Here is an 18924-nt window from a genome sequence, read left to right as displayed (position 1 = left end):
GAAGAGTGGTGCAAGTCAGCTGTTTTGCGTCCTTTGGCTTAGGCATTCGTAGCTTGTGTTACTCAAAGCCGTGATCACTGATTTTTATATATGAAGTAGTTTGAATTGCTTTTTCGCCAGCACTTGGTAACTTGGCGGTAATTTGGTATTGCTTAGAATTGGTGCTTAGGATCCAACTATCCTCATTTCTAATTTTCTTTGTTGTTATCGAGCCATCAATAAATTTAGTTAGCCCCTTGGCAAAGCCACTCTGAACGCCTTTATCAAAAGCATCTTGGATAAGCTCATTTATAGATGTATCGACATTTTCGCCTGTTGCAATTGCATGTTTAATTTTATCAATTAGATCGTGCATTTTTTGTGTTGGATTAGAGCCAAATGAAATAATTTCGGTTTCTTCTTCAATAATACCAATCCATTTATTCATTGATGTTGAACAAGCTTCTTTCCAAACATCATCTCTAGATTTCATCCTTACTCCTTAGTTTTTTGAAAAAGCTAACGGCTTATTCTGTCCCATTTTGGCGATTTATAACACACCAAAAAAGTCTTATTTTACATACTCGATATTTTCACTCATAAGGTAAGTAAAAAGACAAAGGGTCATAAAAGACAAAGGGTCAAGTCGCTTGCTTCATAATAAAAGGCAAAGGCTCAAGTCGCTTGCTTCATAATATGTAGACCGGAAACTCAGTTGCTCAGAGAGTTGAGAGATAAAACCACAACCCCTTGAAACGAGGTATACAGCGCACATGGATGCGTGCTTTGAACTGGCGAATAGCAATTATGTGGCACCGTTTGCTTTTAGCGATGAGCGATAGGTTTTTGTTTAATTCCAGCTAAATGACATACTGCAAAAAAAGAGGCTTAGTGATGCTAGGCCTCTTTGTATTATTGGTTAGTTTACTGAAAATGACCGACTGAAGCCGGAATAGCTGCGTATTTTGCTATCCCAACCACTTTTCCAATGTCCATTATGTTTTATGCGGTAGGTGCCGGATTGCATATTTGCATCAATGGTCCATTCTAGTTGTGCGAATGAACACGCCAGACAATCGGGGGCTGTATCTCTTATCCACTTAAACTTCGTATTGATGTCATTATCAGTCAAAACAGTCGTCCAATTGCCGTTGATGCTGCGCTGCACTTCCATAAAACTGGCCATCGTTTTAAAGTTATTTTGCGGATGGCCCGAGCGAAACTTGACCTTGACTGTGTCTCCTCGGTTGTATCGGCTATTTGCATTTTGCCAAGTTTGGCCAAAAGACTCCCATAAGCGTTTGTCGTCATAAACCACACCAATGGCATGAACTTTTTGCTTGTTTGACCAATCAAGTGGGGTAGGGCCTACGCTTACACTTTGGCCGCTGCTCAAAGCACTTGCAAGATCTGAATAGATTTGACGGTAGGCCGCAAGCGTATACTGACCGAAAAGATTATGCGCGCCTTCGTAATATTGGATACGATACTCTTCTTTGGTGGTGATATATCCACTATATGCGTTCGCTAAGCCTGCGAATACAACTCTTGTTATGCCTTTTGTCGCGAGTGTTGCTTGTAGGTCATTTCGCAACCTGCGAGCAGCCATGGTGGTCATTTCACCGGGGATACTTACTAATGCCATATTGCCAATTTGAAATAACTGGAACGGTAAAATATCTGTGTAGAGGTGTGCGGCAGCGCTTAGTTTTATTGGTAAAAAAGTCGGTTTGGGATATTGGCAACGCTCATGGGTTTTACTGCCCAGTACGTTCTTATCAAACCCGAGTAAACCGCCAAAATCATTAATGAACTTGAAAGCACCGCTGACAGCACCAATCGCCGTGTTGCGATCCCATGCAGAGCCTTCGTTATCTTGTGTCATGCCTTCAAACACGCCTGCTTGACCAGACGGGCCATCATGAGTCGCGCCGGCGGTCATTGAAAAGCCAATTGCACCTTCGCAAAGGGCTTGGTTGCTGTCGCCTGTATAGTGGCTTGAAACATTAAAGCCGGGCATTTTCACGTATTGAAAACGAAAATCTAGCTGACCACTTAATGTTTCAGAAGCTGAATCGTATAAATTCATGGCTTTGTTATATTGCTTTTGTGCAGACAGCGCCACGTTATCTTCGTTATTACCTTTGCCCGCACAACCATTTTCTGGCCCGCATACATTGGGTGACACATCGCCTTCTTCACTGTTGGCAAATGCCGCAACAAACTGGCCTGATAGTGGCCAATTTGCGCCTTTTTGTTTTTCAAATAATTGCGCTGCAAGTCCTTTGTTATCTCCAGTGATAAGCCTTTGGCTCTGATTGCTAGAGACATTGTGAACACCAAACCAATTCAGCATGCCGATTTCTTGCCCGTTGCTTTTTACAAACTTTAGGAGCGTCATGGTTTCGTTGATGTTTTTGGTGTAGTCATCCACATCTGGGTTTTGACTGTACGCGGTTGGATTGCGATTAATCGACGCGCCAGCGAGTTGTCCTTCATTCACTTTTATACTGCCAAAAGCTTTGCTGATGAAAGCATTGCGAATAGAGACGTAAACACCGTTAACGATGGTATTATAGTTATCCGCATCATAGCCAAGTGCACTCATATTGAGCATAATATTATGATCATAGCCACCGGGCCCAACGTGGGTATGGGTTGCACTGAGCATGATGTTATTTTGGTTGAAGTGGGGGGCAAGCAATGGATCGCTCGCAATTTTTTTTAACACACCTTGATGTACACCTTGCGTAATGCTTAGTAGATCGGCACTTACGAATGCGATGTAGCGGTTGCTGGTGGGTGTACCAATAACAAATGCTCGTGACCAAAGCCTTGTGTGTATACCTTTGGTTGTTTGTGCAATATCTCCGTAGCCGACCATGCCTCTATCGGCGGCAGGTCCGGTGATATCGTAAATACCCGTGCCAATGAGCCAGTCATTACTTGCTTTAGCGCCTAAGCTTAGGAGCAATAAAGCAAAGCTGGCGAGCGTTTTCTGCCAGCATACATATTTTGAGTTATAAAAAGTCATACAAATCCCTAGGCCATGCGATTTGGCATAGCTGTGTTTATTGTTTTGAAGGATGAGTACCCATAAAGGGTGGCGCTTTCTATACTCGCGAGATAGTCAGACAATTGAAGGTTAGCTCTAAATTTATCAAGTTGACAACATTTGAATAACAAAAATAATTTTTTAGTCATGACTTAGCTAGGGAGGCTATGGTGAAGTACCGAATGTGGTTTTTACTTTTTGGCGTGAAGTGGCGCTTAGTGTTTTAGGCTGAGTAATAAGGTCGACTATTTCACGACAGCTGTTTTATGCGCTTCAACAGCCCTGTAAATAAAGAGGAAATAGTGGGTTAGTTGTGTGTTTTGTAGGCTGATTAAGCTGCGAAGCAGCGCCATCCGACGTTATAATTTACAGCGTCGGATGGCGCTTCGCTTATGCCGACCTACAGTTTATCCGTTTTATCTGTTGTACGGCCACTGTTTAAGCACTTTGTACTGTAAGCAGCTCTTGCGCACTGGCTTTAGCCGTTGTACTTATTGTGTCGCCGCCAATTAGGCGGGCGATTTCTTCCACTCGCATATCGTGTTCAAGCGGTTTCATTGAGGTAAAGGTTTCGCCACCTTCGACTTTTTTAGCCACAAAAAACTGTTGATGACCACTACAGGCGACTTGTGGCAAGTGGGTCACACAAATGACTTGGGTCGATTTACCCAGTTGTCTTAAGAGTTTACCCACTTGTGATGCCGTTGGGCCAGAGATCCCCACATCAACTTCATCAAAAATAAGCGTAGGGGTGGTGACACGCTGCGCAATGATCACCTGAATGGCCAAACTAATACGTGATAGTTCACCACCTGAGGCCACTTTACCCAGTGGTTGAAGCGGTTGGCCGGGGTTGGTGGTAACCAAAAACTCAATCTCATCAAAACCCTTAGCTGTGGGTTTTTGCTGTGGCTTTTGCGACAACTCAATTGCAAACTGGCCATTTTCCATCGACAGCGAACACATGCTTTTGGTGATCAATTCATTGAGGGTTTTTGCTGCCACTTGACGGCTTTCACTGAGGCCTTTAGCGGCAATATTATAGGCATGTATCGCATCGGCGATTTCTACTTCCAGGGCATCTAGCCTTTGCGAATCTGAGCTGATGTCATCCAGTTCTGACTTGAGTTGTTGATGAAATGCGTAGAGCTCATCCGGTTTAACCGCATGTTTTCTTGCCAAGTCCATGGCTTTAGATAAGCGCTCTTCCAGCTCTTGCAAACGCATTGGATCTTGCTCGATATGTTCTCCATATGTGCGCACTTCACGGCAGGCTTCTTCTACTTGTACCGAGGCCTCTTCGAGCATTTGAGCGATAGAGTTAAGTTGAGCGTCGTAATTGGCAAGGTCAAAAAACTGTTGTGCGCTGTGTTGTAACTGACTAAGTACAGTCTGATCATCTTGCTCGTACAAGTGTTGTAATTCACGCTGGCAGGTTTCGAGAATGGTTTGGCTGTGGCTTAACCGACTGTGTTCCATTTCAATTTGCTCAAACTCACCGTCTTCAAGGGCAAACTCGTCAAGCTCAGCAACTTGATACTCTAGCAATTGTTGCTTGGCAACTTGCGCCTGTTGCTGCTTTTGCAACTCGTTGTACTCTTTTTGCAGCTTATTAAAGTAGCTGTATTGTGCGGTTACGGTGTTGAGTAAAGTACTGTGTCCCGCGTAAGCATCTAATAAATGCAGTTGATGCTCTGGTTTAAGTAGCAGTTGGTGGGCGTGTTGGCCATGAATAGAAATAAGATACTGTCCAAGCTCTTTTAATTGGCTTGCGGTCACCGCTACGCCATTAATGTAGCTTTTGCTGCGACCATTTTTACTGATCACTCGGCGTAAAATACAGTCATGCTCTTCGTTATTGAGCATATGCTCCTTTAAAAACTGTTGAGCTATAGGTAACTTTGAAATGTCAAAATGGGCGCTAAGCTGAGCTTTGTCTGTATTTGGGCGAATAGCCGATGGGTCTGCGCGCTCACCAAGACACAAAGATAAGGCATCAATAGCAATTGATTTACCTGCGCCGGTTTCACCGGTAATCGCAGTCATACCTTCATGCCATTCAACATGGAGCGCGTTTACGATAGCAAAATTTTTAATTTCTAAGTTAATAAGCATACTGTGTATCCAAACAGTGGTTATACTGTTAATCTATACAGTATGCTTGTTAAAAGCAACTTGAATTTTTATTGAGGAGCGAGAAATTAACTGGTTGTTAGTCTTTGTCTTGCGGCGCTCATTTGTTGTTGTGTTTTATTGATATCCTGTTGCACTTCTTCTTCACTAGGCTCTTCGCCATCAGTATCGGAATCTTCTTGTTGAAGTTCTGGGGGTAAGTCTGGTGTTTTGATAAGGGTGATAAGAGCTGGCAAGATTTCGTAATAAAATTCTTTGTTAAACGCGATACCTGATGACGGTAGCTCAGCGACAAAGTACTGTAATTGTTCTGCAAGTAAATCAATACGACCGGCATCACGGCATTTACCTAATTCAGCACCTACCGTGCGCGTAAATTGCGCGCTTACTTGTTCTAATTGGTTTAGGTTTTGTTCAGTATGTGCTTGTACGACAAAAAAGTTACCGACGATGGCGTTAATCTTGGGCGCATATTTGGGTCGAAGAATTTTGGCGTCCACATACTCTTGCGTTTTTATTTTAAAATGTGTGGTGATCTCTTTTAAACGGTCGTTGAATATTTTTTTCTCCGCTTCGCGTGCTTTTTTTCTGTTGTTTTCAATAACTACATAAACACCGAGTAAGGTGATAAGTAGTATGAGCGTGAAAAAAACAATGTAACTGATCATAAATGCTAAAATTTCCTAAATTAGAAAAATATCTCCCCCTATTTTGCGGCAAATATATGTCATTAGTAAAGCCTACTGCCCCAATTTAATTTTTGTCTGAGTACATTGTAATACGAGTAAGATTTAGGGTGGATCAAACGCAGTTTTTTCTGTGCTTTTTTTATGACCACTTCATCACCCGGGAGTACGGCTAAGACAACATGACTATCGCAGCTTACTTGCAGGCTGGCTGTATTATCAATGCTCAGTTTCAGGCGAACTTCGTTATCTGCATCCACAACTAAAGGGCGGCTTGATAAGGTATGAGGAAACATGGGCACCAACGCCAATGCATTTAGCTCAGGTGTTAAAATGGGCCCGCCACCAGACAAAGAGTAGGCGGTTGAGCCTGTCGGTGTGGATACAATAAGGCCATCGGAACGTTGCGAAAATACAAACTCATTATTGATAAAGGCTTCAAACTCAATCATATGAGCGACTTTATCGGCATGTAACACGGCCTCATTCACGGCTAAATTGGCGCTTTTAAGTTGCGCATGTCGATATACTTCAACTTCCAGCAAGAAACGAGACTCACAGCGATATTCACCACGTAGCACCTCTTCTAGGCTTGCTTCAAATCCTTCTGGGTTCAAGTCGGTTAAAAACCCTAAATTACCTCGGTTAACGCCAATCACAGCCACATCAAACCGAGCGAGGACACGGGCAGCGCCCAGCATATTGCCATCACCACCCACCACAATGGCCAAATCACATAAATTACCCAGCTCAACCAACTCTGTGAGTACGTTGTTATCAATGTTGGGAATTTGTGCCCCAACGCGTGATTCAACCAGCACAGAATAACCAAGTGCTTGCAAAAAGGTGTATAAGCGTTGTAAGGTCAACGCCGCGCCTTCATGGTTAGGCTTTCCTATTAAGCCTATGGTTTTGAAGGGAGTCGTCATGTTGAGTGTCCTTGAAAAATATAGCGCAAGACTAACTTAAAAAGTTACGACTTGAAACTGGCAAATGATGTCACTACATAAATAATATGAAATTAACAGCACGCGACCAACAAATCTTCTCAGCCGTGATGAGCTTGTACTGTAATGGTGAAGGGCATCCTGTTGCTTCGAGTAAAATCGCCAAGCAAAAAGGGATGGCTGTTTGCTCAGCCACAGTTCGCAATGCCATGGCTCGGTTAGAAAAAGAAGGGCTTTTGTATTCACCGCACACGTCAGCCGGACGTGTTCCTACAGATTCTGGCCTAAAGTATTGGCTTGAGGAGTATTTTTCATTACCTGATATTGCAAATTATTGGCAGCCTGAGCAAAACCAGTTGGTGGAATTTGCGCATAGCTTGAGCCAACAATACAGTGTTTGTTGCTGTGTTGGCTTACCTCAAGCAAGTTCTCAATTGGTTTTTAGAGTGGAGGTGTTGGCGTTTGACAGTACATCTTGGCTAGTTTTACTGATTGATAGAGCGGGCCAGTCTCAAAATATATGCATAAATAAACCTGCAGATGATAGTGATAAACACAGGTACTTGTTTGCTGCATGGATGAATACGGTGTTTAGTCAGCAAACACTGATTGAAGGCTTACATCGTATGCGTGCGATGGCACACAGTGCGCCTGAAAGTTGTAGAGAGCAGTTGACACAATGGACAAGAGAGCTTAACCAACAACTAGGCACTGACAACAGTATTGTGGTTGGAGAGCGCTATCTTTACCAAGGCTTAGGTGTTGGCAATGAGCTCAATATTGGCGTGTCATTCTTACATCAAGTTGAAGATAGGTTGGCGTTTAAAAATGGTTTATCTGTTTTAATGGGAACTGAGCTGAGTACGCTCAATATAAAACAGGCCTTGGTATTGAGTTTACCTTATTTTCAAAATGGTGAATACCAAAGCAGGTTTTGTGTAATTTGCCCAGCAAATGCACCGATTGAAGCAATCATCACACAATTTTCTCAAATCAGTCCATCAAGGGGTTGAAACTAAAAATTCAATCCCCATAATTAGCGACAGTTGTAAAGAATTGGAGAAATCTTACATGTCTGAGCAAACCAATGCCCCTGAACATGAACAAGAAGCTGCGGATCAATTAGAACAAGCGGCACAAACGCAAGAAGAAGTACAGGATCAAGCTGAGCAAAACGAATTAAGCCCAGAAGAAGAAATTGCTGGCTTATACGCTGAACTAGAAGCGGCTAAGCAAACGATTAAAGATCAGCAAGATAGCGTTGTAAGAGCTGCTGCTGATGTTGAGAATATGCGCCGTCGTGCAGCACAAGATGTTGAGAAGGCACATAAATTTGCACTAGAGAAGTTCGCAAACGAGCTGTTACCTGTCATCGACAACTTAGAGCGTGCTATCGAGTTCTCTGATAAAGAAAACGAAACGTTGAAACCTATCCTTGAAGGTATCGACATGACGCTTAAGAGCTTTTCAGATGCAGTTGCTAAATTTGGTGTTGAAACAGTCAATCCTCAAGGTGAAACATTTAACCCAGAATTACATCAAGCGATGTCGATTCAGCCAAGTAATGATGTGTCGCCAAATACCGTACTAGCAGTGATGCAAAAAGGTTATACATTGAATGGCCGTTTGTTACGTCCAGCGATGGTTATGGTGTCTAAAGAAGCTGAATAAGCCTAAATTTAGATGTAAAAAAAGCCGATATCAATCGGCTTTTTTTATGCGAGATTTTTGGATTATTTGATAGCCGACACTGAGCATCACAGCAGCTAGCATTATACTGGCGAAGGGGAGTGCGCTTTCAGGCTTAATAAAGGCTAATATTGGGCCAACAAGGGCACCACTGCCAAAACGCAGTGTACCAATTACCGCAGTTGCGGTACCTGTATGTTGTTCAAAAGCAAGTAAAACTAATGCATCGGCATTACTGGCGATGATCCCAAGACTCATCATCAATGGCGCCACAGTAACAGCAAATAGCCAGACACTGACTGACATGGTGCTTTCAAGCACTAAAATGCTGCCAACTACTAACCCGATAGTTAAGCCTAGATATAACATTCTTCTCGAACCGAGTTTGGGCACCAACCGCGTGTTTAAAAAATTACCAAACATCAATGCAATAACATTAAACGCAAATAGCACACCAAACAGCGGCTCGGAGACAGCAAAATAATCTAGATAGACAAAGGGCACCGAAGTTAAGAAACAAAAGAACGCAAATGATGCCGCCATGGAAGTCAGTATGTCGAAGCGACTCATTTGGTTAGACAATACGGTACGATAGTTTTTTAAGAAAAATGACACCGAGAGCTTATTTGAGTTAAAGTTCGGCACATCAATATCTGCTAGAAAACAGCATGTCAAAACTAAAAAGCCGTACGCGGCAAGAGCCCAAAATATAGCGCTCCAATGCCAAATAAGCATTAAACCAGCGCCTATACTCGGTGCAAGTAAAGGTGCAAGCATCATGATCATAGAAACATAAGACATGCCTTTTGCTGTTTCTTGCTGATAGTAATGCCTGATGATACCAGGCACGACGACGCTGGCAGCAGCTCCTGAAAAGGCTTGTATAACACGTAAAACGTTAAACACTTCAATATTGGTCGTTAGAGCTAGCATCATAGAGCTTAAAGCAAAGCCTGTTAAACCAATACGCGCCAGTAAAGTACGAGAGTACCTGTCAGCGAGAGGACCGAAAATCAGCATGCCAAAAGCATACCCAGCCAAATAACAACTTAAAGATACTTGCACATGTTCGAGCGAGGTATTTAATTGTTGTGCAATGGCGAGCATTGCGGGTAAATATAAATCTATCGCCAGTGGCGTTAGTGCGACGAGGCTAGCCAATAAAGGCAAAAACAAACGGCCTAAAGAGTGAGAGTGTTGCACGAGGGTCCATAAATGAGAACTTTTGCTCATTATAGCGTGAGTGGTGGCATTAAGCTTAAGTTAATAGTTAAACGGCAAATATTTAAGGCAAATGTGTACAATTGCAAAGGCCCGCTCTTGAGTCATCGCAAAGATGTTTTAAACTAGCAGCAGGCTTATGTTATTAGGAATTAGCAGTATGAAAAAAGTACTGACGACTTTAGCAAGCGCAGTGGTGATCTCGCTTGCCGTTTCTGGGTGTAAAACTTCACCGACAGGGCGCACGCAAATTGCGTTATATTCAGATCAAAAAATGAACGAGATGGGTGTTGCCAGCTTTGAGCAAATGAAAGAACAACAAGCCATTGAGTCGGACAAAAAAACCAATGCGTACGTTAAGTGTATTGCCGATCAGTTGATCGCACAGCTACCTACTGAATATGCAAATCAGCAATGGGAAGTGGTGGTTTTCAAAGAACCCAGTGCGAATGCTTTCGCTTTACCGGGTGGTAAAATTGGTGTGCATACTGGGTTGTTAGAGGTTGCCAAGAATCAACATCAATTAGCGGCAGTGATGGGCCATGAAGTTGGGCACGTCATTGCTCAGCATGCTAATGAACGAATGTCGCAAAATAGTTTGCTGCAGTTTGGTTTGCAAGCAAGTAATGCGGCGTTACAGATGGGAGATGTGCAATATCGCGACGCGATTATGCAAGGGTTAGGGCTAGGCGCGCAATTTGGCGTTGCATTACCATTTAGCCGCTCTCATGAAAGCGAAGCGGACATTATAGGGTTGGATTTAATGGCTAAAGCGGGGTTTGAGCCACAAGGCTCGGTGGATCTTTGGCAGAACATGGAAGCCGCTTCGGGCGAACGTCCACCTGAATTTATGTCAACCCACCCAGCACCACAAAGCCGTATTGCTAATTTGCAACAAGGCATGGCCAGTGCTAATGAGATTAAACAAGCTGCGTGGCAAGCTGGTCAAAAACCTAACTGCCAGTGAGTTTTTAAAGCATGTGCCACTTGCACATGCTTTTTCTCTAAAGTGCTATATTTAGGCTTACTTATAGATTTGGCGGCATCGTATTTGAATAAGTTTGATCTGGCTCAAAATAGTGTGCAACTGAAAACAGGAGAGGACAAAAGTCCTTATCCAAAATGCCTTATTTCTCTATGCTCGCCAGCTATCTACACAGTACGTGCACTTAGATAGGCGGGGTTCAATACCGATAGCTTATGTACAAGTGAATTCATGCAATAATCAAGTGGAATCAATATGCAACAATTACCTACGGTCGATTATCAAGCGCCAGATGCAGCAGCGCAATTTGTCGAGTCTCTACGCAATACAGGCTTCGGTGTATTAAAAAACCACCCAATCCCTCAATCACTTGTAGAGTCTATCTATAAGAACTGGCAGGAGTTTTTCAACTCTGAGCAAAAGCATGAATTCTTATATGACAAACAGACTCAAGATGGTTACTTCCCACCAGAAGTATCTGAGGTAGCGAAAGGTTTCACAGTAAAAGACATTAAAGAGTATTTTCATGTTTATCCAAAAGGTCGTGTACCTGCACAACTAGACGCTGAGATCCGTGAATACTACCGTTTAGCAAACGAGTTTGCTGCGCAATTATTAAGCTGGGTTCAAGAGCAAGCACCTGAAGACGTTCGTGCTAAGTTCTCTATCGATTTAAAAGATATGATTGCTGACTCTGAGCAAACATTACTGCGTATATTGCATTATCCACCAATGACAGGTGATGAGGAGCCAGGTGCAATCCGTGCAGCAGCTCATGGCGACATTAACTTGCTAACTGTATTACCTGCAGCAAATGAGCCTGGCTTACAAGTACAAACACAAGACGGTGGTTGGTTAGATGTACCATGTGACTTTGGCTCATTGATCATCAACATTGGTGACATGCTTCAAGAAGCATCGGGCGGCTACTTCCCGTCAACAATTCACCGTGTAATTAACCCTACGGGTAAAGCGTCAACGAAATCACGTATTTCATTACCACTATTTTTACACCCAAGACCAGACGTTGTGTTGTCAGAGCGCTACACAGCAGATAGTTACCTCCAAGAGCGATTAACTGAACTTGGTGTTAAATAAAAAAAGCGGCTATGCCGCTTTTTTTATTTAAAACAAATACATACCTTTACTTTATAGCTGCTTTTGTTTATATATTCTCAATATTGTTAGCAAAATTTCGCTGACAATTTCGTTATTCTGTGCAATATTAGAATTTTTCATTGTCGAGTAAATTGGCAAAAAAAATAATGACAACGCTGTCATTTTGTGTGTAACATTAATTCAACACGACTGAATGCTCAGCAATTACTAATAAAAATGAGCCAAACCAAATCGATAGAGGTCACTTTATGATGGCTAAACAGGTACAACAAGACCAGTTATATATAGGTATAGATGGCGGAGGAACAAAATGCCGCGCTACTATCTACTCGCAACAGCACGGTGTGTTAGGTACTGGTCTGGGTGGTCCCGCAAATCCTCTTCATGGGCTCGAACGTACCTTAGAGTCAATCATGGTGTCTACTCAGATTGCCTTACAGGATGCAGGGTTGAGAGTTGAACAAGTTCACGAGCTGAATGCTGGTATGGGGTTAGCGGGTGTTAATTTACCTGCTTTGTATGACAAAATTATGCAGTGGGATCACCCATTTCAGAGCATGTTTTTAACAACTGACTTACATACAGCATGTATTGGTGCCCACGAAGGTGAAGATGGAGCTGTAATCATTACCGGTACTGGTTCTTGTGGCTTTGCTATTGTCGATGGTAAATCGGTGAATTATGGTGGTCATGGCTTTGGACAAGGCGATATTGGCAGTGGTGCGTGGATGGGTCTTGAAGCGATTAAGGCAGCTTTACTTGATTTAGATGGCTTAGGCCCGTCGACGGCAATGAGTGATATGTTCAAAACGCACTTTAATACCACTACAGCGATGGGGGTCGCGGAGCAAATGGCAGGTCAACCCTCAAGTGGATATGCAAAATTAGCGCGTTATGTGCTTGAAGCTGCGGAACAGCAAGACGAAGTTGCTTTGTCGATTGTAACTCAAGGTGCTGATTATATTAGCCGCCTGGCTAAGCGCCTACTCGAAAATAACCCACCACGGTTGTCCATGATTGGCGGTCTCGCTGAGCCTCTTAAAAAGTGGTTAGATCCAGAGGTCTCGATGAAAGTAGAGTTACCTAAACAGCCACCAGAAATGGGTGCTATCTATTACGCCATTCAAAATATTGAACAAAACATAAAGGTCAATTGATGAGCAAGCAAACGTTCCGTGCCAAAAGCCTATTTGATGGCTATGAGTTTAAGGAAAACGTGCTTTTTTCGGTTGAGCAGGGAAAAGTACAGTTTTTGTCTAAGTCACAAGAACATGATGTGATTGAACTGACAGGGTTAGTTGTACCTGGTTTCATTGATGTTCAAGTTAATGGTGGTGGTGGCGCGTTTTTTAATGCGGATCAAAGCACCGAATGTTTGAACAAAATGGTATTAGCCCATGGGCAGTTTGGCTCAACGGCGTTGATGCCTACTTTGATCACAGACAAAATTGAAGTTATGAGCGCTGCGGCAGATGCGGTTGCGGAGGCTATCTCTAGCAAGCATATAGGGGTTGTTGGCGTCCACTTTGAAGGTCCACATCTGTCTCACCCCAAAAAAGGCACTCACAGTGAGCACTATATTCGACCTATCTCTGAGGAAGAGTTTGCTATTTATGCGCGTCAAGACTTAGGGATTAAAATGGTGACCTTGGCACCTGAAACGATACCATTGACGGATATTGAGCGCCTGGTTGATATGGGGGTTAAGGTTTGTATTGGCCACTCAAATGCAGATTACGATACAACAAATGCAGCGCTTCGAGCAGGCGCTGATGGGTTTACGCATTTATTTAACGCAATGTCGGCATTCACGTCTCGAGAACCTGGCGTGGTAGGTGCAGCACTGTGGGATGATAACAGCTGGTGTGGGTTAATTGTAGATGGCCACCATGTTCATGCTACGTCAGCAAAACTTGCTATTCGTACAAAGCAAAGAGGTAAAATGCTATTGGTAACGGATGCGATGCCGCCAGTCGGTACTGATGACACTGAGTTTGACTTTTTCGATGGTCGCAAAGTGATCCGCACAGGAGATAGACTCAACTCCACAACCGGTGAACTAGCTGGAAGTGTGCTAGATATGGCTAGTGCGGTTCGAAATACGGTTCGTGACCTTGATATTGCACTGCCAGAAAGTTTAAGAATGGCATCACTTTACCCAGCTCAATATTTAGGTTTGAAAAGTAAAGGTCATTTGCAAGAAGGCGCCGATGCGGACTTTGTTGTACTCGATGATGATTTGTTTGCTACTGCGACCTATATTGCTGGCTGCAAACTTTAGATTTTCCCTGAATAAAAACCCCGTTGCAGTATAACGGGGCTTTTTTGTTTTAGAAGGTGTAAAAAATGACAATAAAAACAACAAAAAAAAGACTAGCTTCGCTAGATGCATTACGCGGTATGGATATGTTCTGGATTTTAGGTGGCCAATCGATATTTGCTGCGTTGTTTGTACTCACAGGGTGGCAGGGATGGAAACTTTTTGAAGCGCATACAGTACATAGTCAATGGCATGGCTTTACCTTCTACGACTTAATCTTTCCACTTTTTATCTTTTTGTCTGGTGTGGCAATGGGGCTATCGCCTAAGCGGATTGACCACTTGCCCTATATTGAAAGGCGACCTTACTATCAAAAAGCCTTAAAAAGACTTTTGCTGTTATGTTTGCTGGGCATTTTGTACAACCATGGTTGGGGCACTGGTATTCCAGTTGCACTTGATGAAATTCGCTATGCCAGTGTTTTAGGGCGGATCGCAATTGCTTGGTTCTTTTGTGTTTTACTTGTGTGGCATACATCTGCACGCATTCAGGCGTTCGTTGGCGTTGGCATCTTACTGTTTTATTGGATTTTGTTATGTTTTATCCCAGTGCCGGGCGGTGTCTCAGGTGATTTGTCGGCTGTGGGCAGCTGGAATGCGTGGGTCGATAAATATTTACTACCTGGGATCAGCTATCAAAACCGTGTCGTTGACCCTGAGGGGGTATTATCAAGCCTTCCCGCTATCGTGAATGCTATTGCAGGTGTTTTTGTTGGTCGATTTATCGCTAATGCACAGCAATTTGGGCAGTGGAAAACTGCGGGGGCGCTGTTTTTGGCGGGCATTGTATGTGTGATACTGGGCTGGCTGTGGGATTTACATTTCCCCGTAAATAAAGAGCTTTGGACGAGTTCATTTGTACTTGTGACAGTAGGGTGGAGTGCGATTCTATTTGCGATATTTTATGCGTTAGTTGACATATTAAATGGTGAAAAGCTGGCTTACCCGTTTGTAATTATTGGTGCTAATTCTATTATCATTTACCTTGCCTCGTCCTTGGTTAATTGGCAGTTTATTAGTAAAAGCGTATTTGGTGGGGTTATTGACGCAGTATCACCCAATTTTCAGCCTTTGTTGGCGGTTATCGCATTGTTATTGGTGCAGCTTTTAGTATTGCATTGGATGTATAAACGCAAGATCTTTGTCAGTGTGTAGCGACTAGTTTAAATATTTTCAACTAAGTTAAGCCCGCGTATTGAGCGGGCTTACGTGTATTTGGAGTTAAAATTGAGAATTTTTTTTCACTTTCGCTTTACAAAACTTTTTATTCTGATAATAATGACAGCGTTGTCATAATGGTAATACCTAATAAAGTGTATCCCAATTAGGTTAGATCTGGCCTTGCTTTGATTGCACGCGAAGTAGGGCTCAGATCCCATTTTTTCTTTGTAACAAACTTGAGCCAATACTATGCAAATTGTTATTTTAAATGATGCCGCAGAAGTCGCTGCCTATGGTGCTGACATTTTCACTTCTCAGCTACAGCGTAAAGCTGAATCAGTATTGGGCTTAGCAACAGGGTCAACTCCTGTTGCACTATATCAAGAGCTTATTCGTCGAAACCGAGAAGGCTTGGTGAGCTTTAAGGACGCAACAACATTTAATTTGGATGAATACTTAGGATTAAATGGTGATCACCCACAAAGTTACCGTTACTTTATGAATGAGCAGCTGTTCAATCATATTGATATTAATGCTGATAACACGCACGTGCCACCAGGAGATGCGAAAAACCCTATTACGGCTTGCCAAGATTATGAAGCTCGCATGAGCGCAGCGGGTGGGGTTGACCTCCAGTTACTAGGTATTGGACGTAACGGTCACATTGGCTTTAATGAGCCATCGTCGGGTTTAACTTCGCGTACTCGTGTTAAAACGCTTACGAAAGAAACGATTGAAGATAATGCACGCTTTTTTACTGAAGGTGAATATCAGCCGCATCTGTCTATTACAATGGGAATTGGTACCATATTAGATGCTCAAAAAGTGGTGTTACTTGCCACTGGAGATAATAAAGCTGAGGCAGTGCAAGCAATGGTTGAAGGGCCGCTCACAGCATCTTGTCCTGCATCGGCATTACAAATGCATAGAGACGCGGTCATTGTCATTGATTTGGCGGCAGCAAGTAAGCTTAAAGACATAGAGTTTTATCAACATATTGAAGCTGAAAATCAAAAGCTTCAAGATTATCTTGCCTCTCTGTAGTGTGGAGTTACACTATAGTTTAAAGCCCGAAAGGGCTTTTTTTTATTCAAAATCAGCCACTCAAAGATAATCAATTCCGTCTGCAGCTAGGCAAACTGTTTAGCTTTCGCGTTGCATATGGTAGCTTTAAGCAAATAACTTCGACAAGGATTAGGCTTTGCTGCATTACACCTATATGCACCTCAACCGTGCTTCAAACGAACGCAAAGATCCGCTGTGGATCGAACAACAAATGGCGGACAAGAGCCGATGGCTTTTGATTGATAAGGATAGAAACCTGATCAATATCGAGTGCAACGAATTACACTTTCTCTCATTTGAACAAGTCACAGAATTTAACTTAAAAACGGCAATATTTTTAGGACTGGATGATGTTCATAGCTATTTTGCGCTTGATGTGAGCGGTACTGAGCAAGTGATCAGTTTGATGCAAGACACAAAGCTTGAGTTCGTAGATATGCGTCGCATCGGCCCACAATTAGAAAAGCAGATGGCATCAGTGGGGGTTTTAGCGCGTGGCCTATGTTATTGGCACAAAACCCACTGTTTCTGTGGTCGTTGTGGGTATACCAATGTAAGTGTTGAGGCCGGTCATGCAAGAAAGTGTGAAAATAGCCAATGTGGTCATATGACTTTTCCACGTACTGATCCTGCCGTTATCATGTTGATCACTCATACGTTTGAAGATGGAGTCGAAAGGTGTTTGATGGGCCGTCAAGCGAGTTGGCCAGATGGTGTTTACTCAACTTTGGCTGGTTTTGTCGACCCCGGCGAAACATTAGAGCAAGCTGTCGTTCGAGAAGTAAAGGAAGAGGCGGGTATCGATGTTCATGAAGTAGAGTATATCACATCGCAGCCTTGGCCTTTCCCGTCTTCATTAATGCTTGGTTTTATTGGTAAAGCGAGTACGACAGATATCAGCATCGATCAGGATGACTTAGAAGACGCTCAATGGTTTAGCAAAGAAGAGCTAAATCAATTTGGTCAGTGGGGAGATGAGCGCCCGGGCAACAAATTGACGCGAACAGATTCGATATCTCGCTATTTGGTTGAATATTGGCGAGCACAGTAAAGGTATCTAAATGAAAAAGAACACAAAACTAGTGAGCTCTGGACGTAAACCACAATATACGCAAGGAGTTGTTAACCCTGTTGTACAGCGCGCTTCAACGGTGGTGTTTGAGTCTGTAGCTGACTTGCAACACGCTGTCCAAGAACGTGGCAACCGCACTTTGTTTTATGGACGACGAGGCACTAATACACATTATGCACTGCAAGATGCCATTATGGAGTTGGAAAATGGCGCTGGGTGTGCGCTTTACCCGTGTGGCGCAGCGGCTATTAGTCAGTCACTGCTATCATTTTTAAAAGCTGGCGACCACTTGTTGATGGTTGATACAGCCTACGAACCGACTCGTGACTTTTGCGATAAAATCTTAGCAGGGTTAGGCATATCGACCACTTATTATGATCCAATGGTGGGTGCAAATATTACATCTCTCATTCAAGAAAACACCAAAGTTCTATTTTTGGAGTCACCAGGCTCCATCACGATGGAAGTGCAGGATGTACCATCTTTGGTTGCAGCAGCTAAGGCGCATAACGTGATAACCATGCTAGATAATACGTATGGTAATGGCTGGCATTATAAACCTTTAGATCATGGTGTAGATATTAGTATTCAAGCTGCTACAAAATATATTGTTGGCCACTCGGATGTGATGATGGGAGTCGCGGTAGCAAACGAACAACACTGGCCAACTTTGCGTGAAAACTCATACCTACTTGGACAGTGCACGTCAGCTGACGATGCCTATTTGGCGCTTAGAGGCCTTCGTACTATGCCAGTGAGACTCGCACAGCATGAAAAAGCGGCTCTCCAAGTAGCAAATTGGTTGGCTAACCACCCACTTGTTGATCATGTACGGCATCCTGCATTGCCGTCTTGTCCGGGACATGAATTCTTTGCGCGTGATTTTAACGGCAGTAATGGTTTGTTTTCATTCGTGATGAAAGAGGGGAGCCAAAAAGCCATTAACACATTTTTGGATAGCTTAGAGCATTTTAAAATGGGTTTTTCGTGGGGGGGCTATGAAAGCTTAGTGACCGCAACAAGAAGTGTGGCTGGGCTGCGCAGCGTTACTGGATGGTCGAAGGGACCAATCATTCGATTGCATATCGGTTTGGAAGACGTTGAAGATTTGTTAGCTGATTTAGAGCAAGCGCTTAAGCAATATGCAGCTCATTGTTAAGAATTAATGAAAACGCCCATTTTTTAAAAAGGGCGAAATAACAAAGGGAGCCCATTTGGACTCCCTTTGTTATGTGTGTAAACGCGTGCTTAAAGCGAGGTTTTTTCCTCTAGCTCTTTAGCTGCATCAGGATCGTTAAACACATCTAAATCAAACTCATTTTCAGACTTTGCGACGATGCAGGTTACCATACAGTCGCCTGTGACATTAACTGCTGTACGAGTCATATCAAGAAGACGGTCGACACCAATGATAATTGCTATCCCCTCTACAGGCAGGCCTACTTGATTGAGTACCATGGCAAGCATGATCAAGCCAACGCCGGGTACACCAG

17 protein-coding genes are annotated in these 18924 nt (G+C 43.2%); 10 read left to right on the top strand and 7 right to left on the bottom strand.

What is annotated here, in order from left to right:
• Positions 1 to 58 precede the first annotated feature (58 nt).
• The 5 genes from ACW689_RS11280 to nadK form a co-directional block, all read right to left on the bottom strand.
• Positions 59 to 472: a hypothetical protein gene (locus tag ACW689_RS11280; protein WP_476291367.1), complete on the bottom strand. Its 414-nt coding sequence runs from the start codon at positions 470 to 472 to the stop codon at positions 59 to 61.
• Between the two features lie 426 nt (positions 473 to 898).
• The gene (locus ACW689_RS11275; RefSeq protein ID WP_476291365.1) at positions 899 to 3013 is read right to left on the bottom strand and encodes a neutral/alkaline non-lysosomal ceramidase N-terminal domain-containing protein; all 2115 of its coding nucleotides are present in this window, start codon (positions 3011 to 3013) and stop codon (positions 899 to 901) included.
• 459 nt (positions 3014 to 3472) lie between these two features.
• Positions 3473 to 5149 (bottom strand): DNA repair protein RecN, encoded by a 1677-nt coding sequence (gene recN, locus ACW689_RS11270; protein ID WP_476291363.1) that lies wholly within the window; start codon positions 5147 to 5149, stop codon positions 3473 to 3475.
• A gap of 86 nt (positions 5150 to 5235) precedes the next feature.
• Positions 5236 to 5832 (bottom strand): hypothetical protein, encoded by a 597-nt coding sequence (locus ACW689_RS11265; protein WP_476291611.1) that lies wholly within the window; start codon positions 5830 to 5832, stop codon positions 5236 to 5238.
• A 65-nt stretch (positions 5833 to 5897) separates the two neighbouring features.
• Positions 5898 to 6782, bottom strand: coding sequence for an NAD(+) kinase (gene nadK / locus ACW689_RS11260; protein ID WP_476291361.1), 885 nt, complete (start codon positions 6780 to 6782; stop codon positions 5898 to 5900).
• Positions 6783 to 6868: 86 nt separating this feature from the next.
• Between nadK and ACW689_RS11255 the strand changes: the two genes are divergently transcribed.
• A complete protein-coding gene (locus ACW689_RS11255; RefSeq protein ID WP_476291359.1) occupies positions 6869 to 7813 on the top strand; it encodes an HrcA family transcriptional regulator in 945 nt (314 codons plus the stop codon).
• 58 nt (positions 7814 to 7871) lie between these two features.
• Positions 7872 to 8471 (top strand): nucleotide exchange factor GrpE, encoded by a 600-nt coding sequence (grpE, locus tag ACW689_RS11250; protein WP_476291357.1) that lies wholly within the window; start codon positions 7872 to 7874, stop codon positions 8469 to 8471.
• Positions 8472 to 8501: 30 nt separating this feature from the next.
• On the opposite strand, the gene ACW689_RS11245 is transcribed toward grpE, so the two are convergent.
• A complete protein-coding gene (locus ACW689_RS11245) occupies positions 8502 to 9692 on the bottom strand; it encodes a Bcr/CflA family efflux MFS transporter (protein WP_476291355.1) in 1191 nt (396 codons plus the stop codon).
• A gap of 178 nt (positions 9693 to 9870) precedes the next feature.
• Between ACW689_RS11245 and ACW689_RS11240 the strand changes: the two genes are divergently transcribed.
• The 8 genes from ACW689_RS11240 to ACW689_RS11205 all read left to right on the top strand — a co-directional run bounded on the left by ACW689_RS11240 (position 9871) and on the right by ACW689_RS11205 (position 18590).
• Positions 9871 to 10677 carry a M48 family metallopeptidase gene (locus ACW689_RS11240; protein ID WP_476291353.1) on the top strand — a complete coding sequence of 269 codons (807 nt, stop codon included), beginning with the start codon at positions 9871 to 9873 and terminating at the stop codon, positions 10675 to 10677.
• A gap of 273 nt (positions 10678 to 10950) precedes the next feature.
• Positions 10951 to 11793 (top strand): isopenicillin N synthase family dioxygenase, encoded by an 843-nt coding sequence (locus tag ACW689_RS11235; protein WP_476291351.1) that lies wholly within the window; start codon positions 10951 to 10953, stop codon positions 11791 to 11793.
• Positions 11794 to 12062: 269 nt separating this feature from the next.
• On the top strand, positions 12063 to 12971 hold the full coding sequence (gene nagK / locus ACW689_RS11230) for an N-acetylglucosamine kinase (RefSeq protein WP_476291349.1): 909 nt from the start codon (positions 12063 to 12065) through the stop codon (positions 12969 to 12971).
• Complete coding sequence (gene nagA, locus ACW689_RS11225) at positions 12971 to 14095, top strand: N-acetylglucosamine-6-phosphate deacetylase (RefSeq protein ID WP_476291347.1); 1125 nt, start codon at positions 12971 to 12973, stop codon at positions 14093 to 14095. The genes nagK and nagA overlap by 1 nt, the downstream gene beginning before the upstream one ends.
• A gap of 65 nt (positions 14096 to 14160) precedes the next feature.
• On the top strand, positions 14161 to 15288 hold the full coding sequence (nagX, locus tag ACW689_RS11220) for a transmembrane glucosamine N-acetyltransferase NagX (protein ID WP_476291345.1): 1128 nt from the start codon (positions 14161 to 14163) through the stop codon (positions 15286 to 15288).
• A gap of 255 nt (positions 15289 to 15543) precedes the next feature.
• Entirely contained in the window at positions 15544 to 16338 is a 795-nt protein-coding gene (gene nagB / locus ACW689_RS11215; protein WP_476291343.1) for a glucosamine-6-phosphate deaminase, read from the top strand.
• Positions 16339 to 16495: 157 nt separating this feature from the next.
• Entirely contained in the window at positions 16496 to 17410 is a 915-nt protein-coding gene (gene nudC / locus ACW689_RS11210) for an NAD(+) diphosphatase (protein WP_476291341.1), read from the top strand.
• Between the two features lie 10 nt (positions 17411 to 17420).
• Positions 17421 to 18590, top strand: a complete 1170-nt coding sequence (locus ACW689_RS11205) for a cystathionine beta-lyase (RefSeq protein WP_476291339.1) — start codon at positions 17421 to 17423, stop codon at positions 18588 to 18590.
• A gap of 89 nt (positions 18591 to 18679) precedes the next feature.
• Here ACW689_RS11205 and ACW689_RS11200 read toward each other — a convergent pair.
• Positions 18680 to 18924: dicarboxylate/amino acid:cation symporter (locus tag ACW689_RS11200; protein ID WP_476291337.1), on the bottom strand; the 245-nt coding region annotated here is incomplete at its 5' end.

Source organism: Pseudoalteromonas sp. ABE4_541, assembly GCF_056312285.1.
Note: the sequence above shows the minus strand (reverse complement) of the source record. Positions and strands in the feature narration are given on the sequence as shown.